This is a genomic window from Acinetobacter sp. S-1, assembly GCF_059579785.1.
This window is the reverse complement of record NZ_CM184207.1, coordinates 1134005-1149942: the sequence shown is the minus strand read 5'-3', so window position 1 is coordinate 1149942 and position 15938 is coordinate 1134005. Positions and strand designations below refer to the sequence as shown.

Here is a 15938-nt window from a genome sequence, read left to right as displayed (position 1 = left end):
GGTACAAGAAATGACCTATGACTAAAACTCACCCATAGATGAGAATAAATCGGTTGAGCAATCTTTATGCTCATCACTACTCTTTTGCTATTCGCATACAACGGTTAACAGGTAGTTAACTGCTACGCATCCAAGGAGGATTTATGCGCAATACATCAGGAGCCCATACTGGACTCAACCCAACAGTGATGATTGTCTCGAAGTTATTACTTTTTATTTTTATTGCGTTTTGTATTTTTAAAGAAAAACAGGCTGGTGAATACTTTCAAATTATCTCAGATGTTTTATTACAAAATGCAAAATGGTATCTCCTATTTTTAGCTACTTTTTTATTAGGTTTTTTGATTTATTTATGCATGAGTCGATATGGGCATATTAGACTCGGAAAAGACGATGAAAAGCCCGAATATAGTAATATTGCATGGATTTGCATGCTTTTTTCATGTGGTATGGGAATTGGATTGATGTTCTGGTCTGTTGCAGAACCAATCACTCACTATGCAAGTAATCCGTTTACGCAAGGTCTTTCAGATGAATCAGCACGAATGGCAATGCAACTCACCTTTTTTCATTGGGGACTTCACCCATGGGGCCTATTTTGCTTATCAGCTGTTGCTCTAGGATATTTTTCTTATCGTAAAGGTTTACCTTTGGCATGCCGATCCGTATTACATCCTTTAATTGGTGACAAAATTTATGGTTCTATCGGTAATTTCGTTGATATTGTCACGATCGTTTTAACAGCATTTGGTGTTTCTCAAGCCATTAGTATGGGAATTCTTGAGCTTAATGTTGGTTTAAATCATACATTTGGTGTCAATATTGACGTTAAAATTCAGTTGGTTCTTGTTCTTGTTCTAGGCGTTTTAGCAACCCTATCTTTATTATCCGCGATTGGTAAAGGCTTTAAAATCATTGCTGAAGGAAACATGGTTTTATCCTATGTTCTTGTGATTGCAGTCATCGTGATTGGTTCAACTCGTTATATTTTTAATACTTTTTTTGAAGGTCTTGGAGATTACTTACAAAACATTGTAGGCATGAGTTTATGGAGTGATGCTCAAAAAGATTCAGGTTGGCAAAGTTGGTGGACTGCTTACTACTGGCCGTGGTGGATGACTTGGGCACCTTTTGTAGGTTTATTTATTGCTCGCATTTCACGCGGACGCACGATTCGTGAAGTTATTTTAGGCTCACTTGCCGCACCTACTTTACTCACCTTTATTTGGATTGCAGCTTTTGGTGGCGCTGCTCTTAAAATTGAAAAAGCGAACCATCAACCGCCAACTCATCAAGTTGTTGTAAGTAATACTGCGATTGTTCAAGTAGATAAAGTCAAACCTCATGAAGTTACAATCGCTGAAGCGACTAAAGAAGACCCTGCCCGTGCTGTGTTTGTTTTCTTTGATCATATTTCAGAAAATCATACTGTTACGATTTTCTTAAGCGCACTCTTATGTTTATTGTTATCTATCCATATCATCACCATTGCGAACTCAGGTGCTTTGGTCCTATGTTTTCTAGATACTAATGGTTCCACTAATCCATCAGTAGGAATTCGTCTGGTTTGGGCAATAATTATTCCGCTTATTAGCGGGGGCTTACTTTTAGCTGGCGGCCTATCTGCTATTAAGACAGCCTGTGTGATTGCAGGTTTTCCAATCTCCATATTGCTTGCGATTATGTGTATTTCTTTAATGAAAAGCCTTCGTCAAGATCCACAAGCATGGGTCATGATGCCTGAACATGTTCGTCCTGATTTCTGTAAAACTAAATCTGAAAAGCCTGTTGATGAGACAAAGGCTCAACTCATTACAGATAACTAAACTTAATTCAAAAAAAGGGCTCTAAATTGAGCCTTTTTTATTATTTTAACAGTGCTAATTTAATCCCTTTTGACCTACTTGCCCTGGCAATTGCTCTAATAACCAGCTACGGAAATGCTTTACACTCGATGGAATAACTCCCCGATCTGAAGGTTCCAACATACTAAAATTTGCTTCGGTACGTAATACAGTTTCGACTGGGCGAACAAGAGAACTATTTTCCAAATAATCATCAATTAAAGACCCCCATGCTAATGCCACTCCCTGACCATTAATTGCAGCTTGGAGCAACATTGGATAGTTATTAATATTGACTCTGTTTTTAGGTTTCACTATAGGATAATCGACCGCTTTAAACCATTCGGCCCAAGTAATCCAATCCTTTTGAGAATCATCTAAATAAAGCAATGCTTTACCAAATATTTCCTCTGGAAGAGTACCCTCCTTAAATTGAGAAAGATAATTTGGACTACAAACAGGAAATACTTCTTCTGGGAATAATGTGGTGACTTTCATTCCCAATGGAGGAGTTCGGCAATAAAAAAGTGCCAAATCAAAGTCCATTTTCTGTAAATCCAAGATATTTTCTGTCGTTAATATTCTTAGATCGACACCTTCATTATTTTGCTGAAAAGTAGCCACTTTAGGTAATAACCAAAGAGCAGCCATTGCATTAGTCGTAGCAACAGTTATTTGATGTTCACCTTGCCATTTCTTAATTTCAGCCGTTGCTTGTGCAACATTTAATAAAGCACTATAAATCGTTTGGTAATATTGCAAGCCCATGGGCGTTAAAGAAATATTGCGATTTGCTCGAATAAATAATTCTTTACCTAGATACTCTTCCAATTGTCGAATTTGGCGACTTATCGCTCCTTGAGTAACATTTAATTCATTTGCTGCTTGTGTAAAACTAAGGTGGCGTGCGGCTGCCTCAAACACAATCAAGCTATTCATTGGGGGTAATGGCTTAATCTTCATGGACACTCCTAATTTGTCCCATTTCTTTAAAAACTCTTTTCCAATTCGAGTTCTTTTATTCCGCTATTTACTACGAAAATTATCTTTTGAACATACTAATAGCGAATAAACCAGATATTCTCGTCATAAATGGTTTGAATTTCTTCAATTATGATCCATTTCTCAGGAAAGCCCTAAAATCTCATAAATATAATCTAATAAAAAGTGAGTAAAAGTATTCAATCTATGAGTTTTTCTCATGCAATATAAATGAATTTCTTAGCTTCCCCAGTAAAGATATAAACGTAAAGCATTTATTTATTCTGTGCATTTATATTTTATATGTTTAAAAATAGATTTCACTTTTCAATACACAAGTTTGTCTAATCCATAACTTTTATACAAATCAATAAAAAGCCCTAAACCATTACAGTTTAGGGCTTTTCCAGTCATGTAAAGCTATTTGAGTTTATATGACTTTAAATCTTGGTAGGTATATCCAGACTCGAACTGGAGACCTCTACGATGTCAACGTAGCGCTCTAACCAACTGAGCTATACACCTAGAATGGAAAGCATAATATTCATTTTTCAAAAGCAAAACAAGTGATTTGCCATCGAAAAAAATACAAATGAGCAGACTTTAAGCAAACTCTTTTTCGTTTTCCAAAAAAGAAAAACGGTACATGGTTTAACCACATACCGTTTCTTTAGCTGACTATTAATCTCAACTTAACAAGGACATTTCTTTAAATTACCACCTGCCGATGGATATCTCGAATCAACACAATGACGGTAGAAAGTCGTCGCATCCATTGGGGTTAAATCAGGATGATGAGCTTTCATATGCTCCAGATAAGTTTGATAGTCTGGAACCCCAACCATCAGTCGAAAGCTTTGCTGCAAACGCTGCCACAAAGTTGCAATACGTGACCAATTCTTTGGAGAAAGTAATAGCTCTTTTTGCGAGAGCACTGTCATTTTGATGATTTTCGCAATAATGACAGTTCCATTTTTTGCAAATTTAAAATTCATCATTACTCTCCTCGTGGGGTGACCACTTTCGGATCAGCATATACAGCTGGTGCTTCATGAGCAGTTGGTGTCGGGCTTGCTAATGCACGGCGCACAATACCAATCGCAGCAATTACCATCACAATCGCAACGATCATGAAGAAGCCACAAAGCGCAGCGTTGATTTGGTTTGACATCACAATCGTCTGCATTTCTTCAAGTGTTTTTGCTGGTTTAAGAATTTCACCACGCGCAATCGCATCTGAAAATCTATTCGCTTGTGCTAAGAAACCAATCTTTGGATTTTCGTGGAAAATCTTTTGCCAGCCCGCAGTCATACAGGTAATGAACAAGAAAATTGTTGGGAAAATCGTTACCCATACATATTTTTCTTTTTTCATTTTAAACAGAATAACTGTACCCAAAATGAGTGCCATTGAAGCCAACATCTGGTTACCCACACCAAATAAAGGCCAGAGTGAATTGACACCACCTAACGGATCAATCACACCTTGATAGACGAAGAAGCCCCATCCACCTACAGCAACAGCAGTACCTAGCAAATTACCAAAGAATGAGCTTGAAGATTTAACCGCAGGAATAACAATACCCACAGTGTCTTGTACCATGAAACGACAAGCACGAGTACCCGCATCGACAGCAGTTAAAATGAATAATGCTTCGAATAAAATCGCAAAGTGGTACCAGAACGCCATCATTGAACGGCTGTTAAAAATTTCCGAAATGATATGTGCCATACCAATCGCAAAGGTAGGCGCACCACCTGTACGTGAAAGAATCGAGCTTTCACCTACTTCTTGAGCCAACACGGTTAGCATTTCAGGCGTAACGACAAATCCTAAATTACGCACAGCTTCTGCCGCAGATTCTACAGTTGTACCGAGTACAGCCGCTGGTGCATTAATTGCAAAGTACACACCCGGGTCTAAGACAGTTGCACAGATCATCGCCATAATACCGACGAAAGACTCCATGAGCATGCCTCCGTAGCCAATCACACGAATGTCAGCTTCGTTATCAACAAGTTTTGGTGTTGTACCACTTGATACAAGCGCATGGAAACCAGAAATGGCACCACAGGCAATGGTAATAAATAGGAATGGAAATAAGCTACCAGAGAATACAGGGCCAGTACCGTCAATAAAATGAGTCACTGCTGGCATTTTCAATTCAGGTAATGCAATCACAATACCAACGGCCAAGCCAAGAATGACGCCAATTTTAAGGAATGTTGATAGATAATCACGTGGTGCTAACAATAACCAGACTGGTAAAACTGATGCGATAAATCCATAAATGATTAAGCACCATGTGAGCTGTGTTCCTGTTAAAGTGAAAAATTCACCCCAGTAAGGATCTGCTGCAACCTGTCCACCATAAACAATGGCAAGCATCATTAAAACGAAGCCGATAATAGAAACTTCGGCAATACGTCCCGGGCGAATAAAACGCATGTAAACGCCCATAAACAATGCAATTGGAATTGTCGCTGCAATACTGAAAACACCCCATGGACTATGGGCAAGTGCTTTCACCACAACTAATGCCAGTACCGCAAGGATAATAATCATTACCCCAAGCGCACCAAGCATGACCACAATACCGGCAAAAGAACCAAGTTCTTGTTTTGCCATTTCACCAAGTGAGCGACCGTCTCGACGTGTTGAAATAAATAAAACTAAAAAGTCTTGTACCGCACCCGCCAGAACCACACCGACCAATAACCAGATCGTTCCTGGTAAAAAGCCCATTTGTGCAGCCAAAATTGGTCCGACTAATGGCCCCGCTCCTGCAATTGCAGCAAAGTGGTGACCGAAAAGCACATATTTATTGGTGGGAACATAATCCAGACCATCGGCCAAGCGATGCGCTGGGGTTAAACGTCTTGGGTTTAATTCAAATACTTTAGTTGCAATAAATAGACTATAAAATCGATATGCGATGCTATATACACATGCTGCAGCAAGTACAAGCCAAACCGCATTGACATGTTCACCGCGACTGAGTGCCAGCATCCCAAAAGAAATTGCACCTATTATTGCCACTAGGCTCCAGACCAGCTTGGAGGGAAGCGTAGATTTCGCTTGCATTGTGTCCATTCTTAACCTCTCAATAAATAACTACAGCATTTTTATATTGTTATGTACTGTTTCTCTTAATCCCTGTGACTCTACTCCTCCTTTTTCTTTTTTCCTCTTATACTTTCGCATAAAAAAAGGGATGATTTACATCATCCCTTCGATAATAGTGTATTTTTTAACTATTATGCACGCTCTAAATAATCGCCAGTACGAGTATCTACACGAACGCTTTCTTCTTGCTGAACAAATAACGGAACACGAACAACCGCACCTGTTTCAAGCTTAGCTGGTTTACCGCCGCCGCCAGATGTATCACCACGTACACCCGGATCAGTTTCAACAATTTTCAATACAACGAAGTTCGGCGGGCTTACTGTTAAAGGTACGCCGTTGAACAACATAATTGTACATTTTTCATTTGAATCGTCTTTTAACCATTTAGCAGCATCGCCCATAGCAATTTTGTCTGCCGCGATTTGCTCAAAAGATACAGGATCCATGAAGTTCCACATTTCACCATCGTTGTATAGGTATTCCATTTCAACTTCAACGATGTCAGCTGCTTCTAAAGAGTCACCTGATTTGAAAGTTTTTTCTAATACTTTACCGGTTTTAAGGTTACGTAATTTTACACGGTTGAACGCTTGACCTTTACCTGGTTTTACATATTCGTTTTCCATGATTGAACATGGGTTACCATCAAGCATAACCTTAAGGCCTGCTTTGAAATCATTTGTAGAATAATAGGCCATGAAAGGCACACTCCAAACTTAACAAGTCAACTATGCGATATAATGCGTTGTTGCATTATCTTAATCGTGTCAAATGATAAACTATTTATACCAAGAGCAAAACTGGCAATCTCAACTGAGTGACCTTATTACTGATCCTTCGGAATTGCTAAGCCTACTCGAGTTATCCTCAGAACAGCTATTATCGGGTGCGATTCTGGCTTCTGAAAAGTTTAAATTGCGTGTTCCTCGTGCGTTCGTCGGAAAAATGAACGCTAAAAACCCGCTTGACCCGCTTTTGCTACAAGTATTACCTCATCATTTAGAACTCGAAGAACATCCTGAGTTTGTGACTGACCCATTAGGCGAAGAAGCAGCAAATCAATTACCGGGTGTATTGCATAAATATAAATCGCGTTTTTTATTAACCTTGACTGGTGCTTGCGCCGTACATTGCCGTTATTGCTTCCGTCGTCATTTCCCCTATCAAGAAAATTTGCCAAAAAATGAAGATTGGCTAAATATTAAAAACTATATTGAAGCAAACCCAAACATTAACGAGATCATTTTAAGTGGTGGTGACCCGCTTACGCTTTCTAACCGTAAATTAGCACTTTGGTTAGAACGCCTATCATCTCTCAAACAAATCCAGATTCTGAGAATTCACTCACGAGTCCCAATTGTTATTCCTAACCGGATCGACGAACAGCTAATTTCTTTATTAAAAAACAGTAGGCTGCGTATAGTTCTGGTGGTACACTCAAACCATGCTTCTGAACTCGATGACTTTACTTGTTCAAAATTGTTGCAGTTATCTGACCATCACATTACTGTACTAAATCAGGCAGTATTGCTGAAAGGTGTCAATGACTCTGCACAGACGTTAATTGATTTAAGTTATCGTTTATTTGAAGCTCGCGTTATGCCTTATTACTTACATGTTTTAGATAAAGTAAAAGGTGCACAACATTTTGATTTAGAATCATCCGAGATAGATGATATCTATCGTGACGTGTTAGCGAACCTACCGGGGTATTTGGTTCCTAAACTCGTCAGGGAAATTGCGGGCGAAAAGAATAAAACACCGCTTTTTGGGGCTACAACTTTTTGAGTTATATAATAAGTGATGATGAATAATGCGCTGTCGGACATTTTTCACAATCAAACCGAACTCACTCGTGAACGGTTAAGCTTTTGTGAAGCCAATATTAAAGATCTTAATGAATGGGTCACTACCCTTTCTATTATGCAACTCGGTGATACGTCAAAAGCATTATTCACAGCCATTTTAGAACTCAATGAATTAAAATGTAGTGAAACCTTACGTTTCGATCTCATACAAACGCTTCATCCGACCATTAACAATGTACTCGCCAGCCTAGAGAAAAACTTCTTTAACCAAGGCGTGATTAGTACAGATCGTAATGAGCACATTATTGAATTAGCGATGTTGCTCCGCTGTTATTTCGCCAGTATTTATCTAAATATTGCACAAAATAGTCATGAGCAACTCCAGCATCAAAAGTTTTCAATCTTTGCCTATAAGCAAAAAAAGAATCTGCAAACGGCGCGTACTTTATCGACGTTTCATGCGCTACAACAATTAACGAGCCTCCTCTATCAGCAGCATATGCTTTATAGCGAGCCTCTTAAAGGTCAATGGTTAATAGCGCATCAGCTCTATGAAACCGCAGTTCAGCACAAATATCATCTCATCAATATCAATCATATTCAGGGCATACAGCACCCTTTAGCGAATATTACACAAGCTTATGCCCAGTTGATTTTGCTGGATATTTTAAATACAAACCAGATTCGTCAGTCAGAAATTCAGGCATTGTTTCAATGTAGTTTTGACTGGGCAAGAATGATTCATATTTTGCCGAAAGATACCGCATTAACGAAATATGTGGTCGATCCAAATAAAGACCACCCACCTGTCTATAATACAAAGCGTAGCTCTAACTTTAACCCTAGCATCTTCATCGGTACGCAAGCTTTACTTGAGCATGTCACTGCAACCATGCATAAAAATGCTCAATATATTTCTAAGAATGAAAAGTTTTATTTAAGCCCTGCTTTAAAGTTTCATGTTCAAACGATTTTAGGAACCACGGCTCAACGTCGTCATGAACGTTATGAATACAATGCAGAGCTTCAAATTTGTTTTGGTTTAAGCACTGCCCATTTCTATCTATCAAAAGCAAAAAACTTTGAAGAAACGCTACAGCTTAACCATAACTATAATTTACAAAGCGAATCTAAAGTTTTATCCAACTTAGAGAAAAAAGAACAACAAACCAGCTCTTATCAACGCTTGAGTCGTGAGAGTAAAACCATTTATCAAACCACCGTTCTCGATATTAGTGTCAATGGATATCGTATTAAATGGTCTGGCGAAGCACCGAAAAACTTAAGAACCGGTGAATACATTTTAGTTAAAGAAACTTTGCATGGACAATGGCGTGGCGGTGTGATTCGCTGGATTAAACAATCGACAGAAAAATCCCTAGAGTTAGGTTTAGAGATTTTGTCGCAAGCCATGTTCCCTTGTTCAGTGCATATTCAAGCTGAGCGTCATACACGCAATTATCATCCCGCACTATTACTACAAACACAAAATCTAGAAGAAATACAAAATACGCTTATTTTACCGGGCTCTCAAATTTTTAGAGAGCAACAAACAATTCATTTACGATTGGGGACAGAAGAAATCAAAGTGTATCTACTCAAAGCACAACTCATTACGCAAAGTTTTATTCAATTTCATTTCGAGCTTTTGAATGAGCAGCAACAAGGTCTGCTTGATCAGTTCATGATGAAAAAGGGTAATAACTCTAGCACTCAAGATTTATGGGAAGCACTAAAGTGAGAAACTCTTTATTATCTAAAAAGTTAAAACGTACTGAAACACGTTTACTCATTATTGATGACAACCAGCTACGTTATAACCAGATTTTAAATTTATTATTGGGGAATGATTATCAAGTTCAGGCATTATTACTTGATGATTTAAAAAGTTTTGAAAAACAGTTAAATACGCCGTGGGATGCTATTATTTTTGGTCGTGCTTACGACCTAAAAATTGAACAAACTCTCTCCCTCATTCAAGCATCTGAGCAGCCAAATTTACCTGTTTTATTATTACAGCCTGAAGATTATCAGCCTCAGCAATATCAGACTTATATTCAGAAAGGCATTTATGATGTAGTTCCATTAGAACCATTAGATTATTTCTATATCACTCTTATTCGGACCTTGTCGTATAGCCACTTATTGCAGACTGAACAACGCCTGACCAATGAGTTAGAAACAATTCACTCCCATACACAAACATTGGTCAACAACAGTCATAAAGCAGTTGCCCTTTTTCAAGAAGGCATGCATGTTAAGGCAAATACAGAATATCTCAACCTTTTTGGTTTTAAACAAGAAGAAGAGATTATTGGTCTACCGATATTAGATGTTTTACAACCTAATGATTTAAATGTTTTTAAACAAAGATTTAAGAAAATTTCAGTAGGCCAATTTGATCAGGCCCGTTTTGAAATTCAGAGTCAACATGCAGCAATCGCAGGTAACAATGCTCTAAAACTAGAGTTTATTCCTAGTCAGGAAGAAGATGCCGTACAGCTAACCATTGACTATCAACTGAATTTAGCAACACCTGCAAATACACTTTTTTCAGAAAAGAATTATGGTGTGCAAGCACCTTGGCAACAAATTAATCGACAACTATCGACCTACCCTGCTCAAGCCAATGCATTAATTTTATTTAAATTAAATCAGTGCCCAGAGCGAGTATTTCAACAAGATTGGCAAACTCCTGCACAATATTTCAATCAGCTGCACAGTTTCTTAAAGGAACACGCGCAAATGCCGATTTTTAATATTGAACTTGGCGCGTATGTTGGCGTTTTACAAGCTGAAAACAGTACAGTCCTTAACTCCCAACTGACTAGTCTACAAAGTTTGCAAAAAGAGCATTTATTAAAGATCAATGAGCTTAACTACTCGATCCAATTTAAGTTGAGCTATGCCCCGATTACTGAACCTTTAAATGAAGATAGCTTTACAAGCTTACTTGATCAAACAAATCAGCAAGAGTTACCTAAGGCGCAGGCAGAAATTGAGTTGGCACCAACCATCGATATTATCGCTCCCGAGACTGTCAAATCTTCTATATCGCTTGATCTTAGCCTTGAGCAAGTCGATACTCCTATGCAATCTTCGTTATTGCAGCAATTAAAGCAGCAGTTAGCTCGAAGTGAAATTCATTTAAAATATCAGCAGATCTACGATAAACACGATCAAGAAACCCATAACTATGAGGTGACTAGCGGTTTTATTAGCGATGAACAATGGTATGACATAAATGACTTGGCTGAATTAAGAGAAGACAGTGAACTTTCTATTCAATTAGATCGCTGGATTTTGGTTGAGGCATGTAAGCAACTACATAACTTTATTACTCAGTACCCTAAAGCTAAACTGATTATTAACCTGAATCTTGATATCTTGCTCAAAGATAAATCCTTCCCCGAGCTAATTTCAAAACTACTCACCATTATTGGCAGTAAGCTTGAAAGCCCACTGGTTTTACAATTTTCAGAACAAGCAATTCAGCCTCATCTTGCAATTGCTCAGCAACACATAGCTCGCCTGCGTCAACACGGCGCAGAAATTTCGATTCGGGATTTCAGCTCTTCTATGTATAGCGAATCAATATTGCAACAACTAGACGTTCAATATTTAAAACTGCAATCGAAGAAAACAGAGCTATTAAACTCAGATGATGGTCTAGTCCGCTTACAAGAAAAGGTTTTGAACTATTTGACTGTAAAACCTGTAGGGATTTTACTGAGTGATCTAGATGACATGAACTTATTTGCTAATGCATGGAATGTGGAAACACGTTTCTTACAAGGTCGATATTTCCAGAAAAAACTTGATCGATTAACAGACGTACAAGACCAATAATGGTCTTGTAGTCAAAAACAAAAAACGGGCATAAAGCCCGTTTTTTGTTTCGTGTTGCAGTATTAACGCTTGATAGAGCGAGACATACCAGCAAAACGTTGTTTGAATTTGTCGATACGACCACCAGTGTCTACATTCTTTTGCTTACCAGTGTAGAATGGGTGGCAAGCTGAACATACGTCAAGGTAGATAGTTTCTTTACCTAAAGCAGAACGAGTTTCGATTACATTACCGCAAGAACAAGTTGCAACTAATTTTTCATATTTTGGGTGAATATCGGCGCGCATCGTCGATTACTCCTAATTGGAAGAAAGGCTTAAGCTGTCATCGCAATTGATCACTCTCAACTTAAGTTGAGGACAGGCTCAAAATGAGCAGATCAACACCACAACAGACCATTCTTTTGGCCCACCGAAACCTCTAGGGTTAGAGCTAAGCACAACAAGTGGGCAACATTATACGTCAAATAATTTTCTTTTGCGAATTAATCTTTCGATTTAGCCCAGTAATTTGCAATCACGCCACACACCATTAATTGGATTTGGTGAAAGATCATAATAGGTAACACGATCATGCCTAATGGTTGCCCAATAAATAAGATTTGCGCCATCGGAACACCACTTGCCAAGGTCTTTTTAGAGCTACAAAAGAAAACCGTGACTTGATCTGCTCGGTTAAAACCTAAAGCGCGTGGTAGGTAAAGTGCTAATAGCATAATAATTGTTAAAAGTACTGAACACGCAATTGTTAGAATGAGTAAAGTTTTCCAACTTACTTGATGCCAAAGGCCTGCAACTACGGCTCCACTAAATGCGCCATACACCACCATCAAAATCGAGCCTTGATCGAATGCTTTAACAATACTCGGAACTTTTGCCATATAAGGGAAAATATAAGGACGTAATAATTGACCTAAAATAAATGGCACTAACAGTAATAATGTAATTTGTATAATTGAAGTCGTCGGGTCAAATCCATGTTGGCTTTGGCCTAAAATAAAAAAGCTCACCAAGACTGGTGTAATAAACATACCAATCAAGTTTGAAAAAGATGCACTGCACACCGCTCCCGCCACGTTCCCTTTTGCCACTGATGTAAATGCAATAGAAGATTGAACTGTAGAGGGTAAAAAGCACATAAATAAAAAACCCCAGTACAGCTGTTGACCTAACAGAGGTAATAAAATTGGCTTAGCCAACAGACCAATCACAGGGAAAATAAAGAAAGTAAATGCGAAGACCAGTAAATGCATTTTCCAATGCAAAATACCTTCAATTACAGCCTCACGTGATAGTTTCGCGCCATGCAAAAAGAATAAGATTGCAATCGCGACTGTGGTCAGTGTATTGAAATATTGAGCTGCTTGACCACTGACTGGAAAAAATGTTGCTAGTAGTACCATTCCAACTAACAAAACTGTAAATCGATCAAGAGCCAATAACTTCAGCATAGCCATATCCTATGATTATTCTAGATAAATAAAAAACCCAGTTGATAAATTGACCATTTGGTCAAGCGTTCATCATACTGGGCTAAAAAAATAAAGCTAGGCTTTTAAGAACTAATTCTTAAAGCATCACAGTCAATTTTTAGTTATTTGTCGCATTAGCATCTTGTTGAATCAATTCGACTTTATAGCCGTCTGGATCTTCAACAAATGCAATCACGGTAACACCACCTTTCATTGGACCCGCTTCGCGAACAACTTTGCCACCACGTGCTTTAATTTCTTCACACGCTTTGTAGGCATCGTCAACACCAATAGCAATGTGACCATAGGCATTGCCTAAATCATAACTTGATGTATCCCAGTTGTGGGTAAGCTCAAGCACGGTATTGGTTTCTTCATCGCCATAGCCAACAAATGCTAGTGTAAAGCGCCCTTCTTCATAATCACGCTTACGAAGTAACTTCATCCCTAATACTTCGATATAGAACTTTAAAGATTGTTCTAAATTGCCTACTCGCAACATTGTATGAAGCATTCGCATGTTTATTCACCTGCCTTTTCTGATTCATGTGTTTGATGATCTCTTAGCAATTTTCCAACCCAAACCACTAAGATCAAGATTGGAATACCAATAAGAGTTGTCATCAAAAAGAACTTTGGGTATCCAATATTACTGACTATGGTACCTGAATATCCACCCAAAAGTTTTGGAGTAAGTGTCATGAGTGAACTAAAGATTGCATATTGAACAGCTGTAAATGAAACACTCGTTAAACTTGAAAGGAATGCAATAAATGCCGCACCAGCCAAACCAGAAGCCAAGTTATCGACAATAATGGCAAAATAAAGCCATAAAGAACTATATGGTTTAATGACCTTACCGCTGACTTCCACTGGCTGACCAGAAAGTGGATCAATATAAGCTACCGGTTCAATATTCACATCAAGTTCACTTGCCGCTTTTTGATTTGAACTAACAGCATATGGATGAGATGCAGAAAGTATTTTTTGTTCGCCATCCATTACAGCTACGTTAAGCTCTTTACTTGTCGATGCCACTAGTTTTTTCGCATCAATAGCAGCACTGAAAACACCTTTTTGATCAGTCATTTTTGCATCAAAATTTTGCCCATCAAGGCTAATGATAATTTTTTGGGTAGGAGTTAATGCTTGTCCAAAGTATTGTCCTCGAACCACAACACTTCCCTCACCATCTTTGAGTGAGACCTGATCATTGCCCATAACAGGTAAAATTTGTAGAGGCGATTTAGCTAACTCAGTTGTAAGTAATGGCTGAGTACGTGTAACAGGCGCTACATCATTTGAAGCATAAGCAGCTTTTACTTCAATTTGTTTTGTTCCGCTAAAAGCAGAACTTGGTACTTCTAATTTCCATAATCCGACTTCATCTGGCTTGACTTGATAGCTATGTTCACCAACTTTTACGTCTACCATATCTAATGGCTGACCAGATTTTACTAGTCCAATAAAAATTAAATTGGTAGAGCTAGCCAAAACAGCACCGACAAACATCAGTTTCATAATGTTGATGCGCTGTGCTAAAAGACCACCTAAGAAACCGCCGACTAAACTAAATAGTACTCCATAGATTTTAACTGCTTCTGCAATTTGCTCTTTACTGAAGTTAAGATCTTGGTAGAACACATTAGAAATAACACCAGCAATAATGTCTGAAATACGGAAAAAACCAATAAGTAGCAACAACACTAATGCAAGTTTGACACCATAGCGTTTAAAGAAATCTAGAATTGGTGCAATCCATGTCTCTTTAGCCATTTGCTGGTTAACCACACCAATTTTAACGAGTAGATAACCTACAAAAATCGCAGCAGCAGTTGCAGTTAAAAATCTTAAAGCCTCTAAACCAAATAACGCAGCACTGTCTTTAATATTGCCAGCTTGTGAAATGGCCTCGGTAACATGCCCCGAATAAATATAAGTGACTACGAATGAAATAACGGCAATAAAAAATACGAGAACCAAACGGTAGTAATCACTACTCTTATAATTTTTATAAACTCGATTTACAACAGGCTCACGCACAAGTAGGGTCGTGACAATACCCACTAACATAACGCCTGCCATGGTTAAATAAGTCGTTTTCCAAGCTTCGTAAATGTAATTACCTTTAGCAGTTCCCAAGTGGGCAGCTAGAAATAATGCACCCGCTCCAGCCACAATCATGCCAATTCGGTAACCAGCATTATAGGTAGAGGCCAATACCGTTTGCATTTCTGTTTCTGCTAATTCAATACGGTAAGCATCAATCACAATATCTTGGGTTGCTGCCGAGAAGCCAAGTAATACAGCACCTACCGCCATTTGAATAAGATAACTTTGACCTAGAGAAGGATCAGAGAAAGCCATAATACAAATAGCAAGAACGATCAAACACTGTGCAATTAACAACCAAGCTCGTCTTCGGCCTAACGTTTTAGTTAAGACAGGCACAGGTAACTCATCAATAAGAGGAGCCCAAACGAACTTAAAAGAGTAACCTAGGGCAGCCCAACTAAAAAAAGTGACTGCACTTTTATCAATGCCCGCTTCCCCAAGCCATAAAGAGAGACTAGAGAAAATTAATAAAATCGGAATTCCGGCAGAAAAACCTAGAAACAGCATAATTAATGCACGGCGATCTAAAAATGCTTTAAAAGCCGAGACCCAACCCGAAGCTTGTGTGGTCATTCGTTTTTTATTTTCCATAAATTATAAATGTGCCTATTCAAACCCTTCTTACAATTCCTTTCAAGATTCTTTATGCAATCAATTTTGTTTTGGCGATAAAAACGGCAAGTTTGCTTGATATTTTATGCTAAACCTGTATACCTTTAAGCTTCAACCTTCGTTTTCTT

General features: G+C 38.4%; 12 protein-coding genes and 1 tRNA gene. 4 read left to right on the top strand and 9 right to left on the bottom strand.

The features are described 5' to 3' along the window. The first annotated feature begins 143 nt into the window (after positions 1-143). Positions 144-1826, top strand: a complete 1683-nt coding sequence (locus AC52J8_RS05510) for a BCCT family transporter (RefSeq protein WP_086399821.1) — start codon at positions 144-146, stop codon at positions 1824-1826. Positions 1827-1880: 54 nt separating this feature from the next. On the opposite strand, the gene AC52J8_RS05505 is transcribed toward AC52J8_RS05510, so the two are convergent. The 5 genes from AC52J8_RS05505 to efp form a co-directional block, all read right to left on the bottom strand. After that, positions 1881-2807 (bottom strand): LysR substrate-binding domain-containing protein, encoded by a 927-nt coding sequence (locus AC52J8_RS05505; RefSeq protein ID WP_086399820.1) that lies wholly within the window; start codon positions 2805-2807, stop codon positions 1881-1883. A gap of 466 nt (positions 2808-3273) precedes the next feature. Continuing rightward, positions 3274-3350, bottom strand: a tRNA-Val gene (locus AC52J8_RS05500). Positions 3351-3517: 167 nt separating this feature from the next. Beyond that, the gene (locus AC52J8_RS05495) at positions 3518-3823 is read right to left on the bottom strand and encodes a YbdD/YjiX family protein (RefSeq protein ID WP_000980869.1); all 306 of its coding nucleotides are present in this window, start codon (positions 3821-3823) and stop codon (positions 3518-3520) included. Next, positions 3823-5919, bottom strand: a complete 2097-nt coding sequence (locus tag AC52J8_RS05490; RefSeq protein WP_017399304.1) for a carbon starvation CstA family protein — start codon at positions 5917-5919, stop codon at positions 3823-3825. Before AC52J8_RS05490 ends, AC52J8_RS05495 begins: the two co-directional genes overlap by 1 nt. 164 nt (positions 5920-6083) lie before the next feature. Next, positions 6084-6653, bottom strand: coding sequence for an elongation factor P (gene efp / locus AC52J8_RS05485; protein ID WP_002118666.1), 570 nt, complete (start codon positions 6651-6653; stop codon positions 6084-6086). A 73-nt stretch (positions 6654-6726) separates the two neighbouring features. Here efp and epmB point away from each other — a divergent pair, with 73 nt between their 5' ends. The 3 genes from epmB to AC52J8_RS05470 are packed head-to-tail and all read left to right on the top strand — an operon-like array spanning position 6727 to position 11612. Then, positions 6727-7743 (top strand): EF-P beta-lysylation protein EpmB, encoded by a 1017-nt coding sequence (gene epmB / locus AC52J8_RS05480; RefSeq protein WP_017387258.1) that lies wholly within the window; start codon positions 6727-6729, stop codon positions 7741-7743. Positions 7744-7758: 15 nt separating this feature from the next. After that, positions 7759-9504, top strand: coding sequence for a cyclic-di-GMP receptor FimW-related protein (locus AC52J8_RS05475; RefSeq protein ID WP_039759254.1), 1746 nt, complete (start codon positions 7759-7761; stop codon positions 9502-9504). Next, on the top strand, positions 9501-11612 hold the full coding sequence (locus tag AC52J8_RS05470; RefSeq protein WP_086399880.1) for an EAL domain-containing protein: 2112 nt from the start codon (positions 9501-9503) through the stop codon (positions 11610-11612). Before AC52J8_RS05475 ends, AC52J8_RS05470 begins: the two co-directional genes overlap by 4 nt. Before the next feature lie 62 nt (positions 11613-11674). Here AC52J8_RS05470 and rpmE read toward each other — a convergent pair whose 3' ends face one another. From rpmE to AC52J8_RS05450, 4 genes are all read right to left on the bottom strand, one after another. Further along, entirely contained in the window at positions 11675-11899 is a 225-nt protein-coding gene (gene rpmE / locus AC52J8_RS05465) for a 50S ribosomal protein L31 (RefSeq protein ID WP_001200845.1), read from the bottom strand. A 197-nt stretch (positions 11900-12096) separates the two neighbouring features. Continuing rightward, positions 12097-13068 carry a bile acid:sodium symporter family protein gene (locus tag AC52J8_RS05460; protein WP_080973456.1) on the bottom strand — a complete coding sequence of 324 codons (972 nt, stop codon included), beginning with the start codon at positions 13066-13068 and terminating at the stop codon, positions 12097-12099. A gap of 133 nt (positions 13069-13201) precedes the next feature. Next, complete coding sequence (gloA, locus tag AC52J8_RS05455; RefSeq protein ID WP_086399819.1) at positions 13202-13603, bottom strand: lactoylglutathione lyase; 402 nt, start codon at positions 13601-13603, stop codon at positions 13202-13204. A gap of 2 nt (positions 13604-13605) precedes the next feature. Further along, complete coding sequence (locus tag AC52J8_RS05450) at positions 13606-15789, bottom strand: AmpG family muropeptide MFS transporter (RefSeq protein ID WP_086394223.1); 2184 nt, start codon at positions 15787-15789, stop codon at positions 13606-13608. Between the last annotated feature and the right edge of the window lie 149 nt (positions 15790-15938).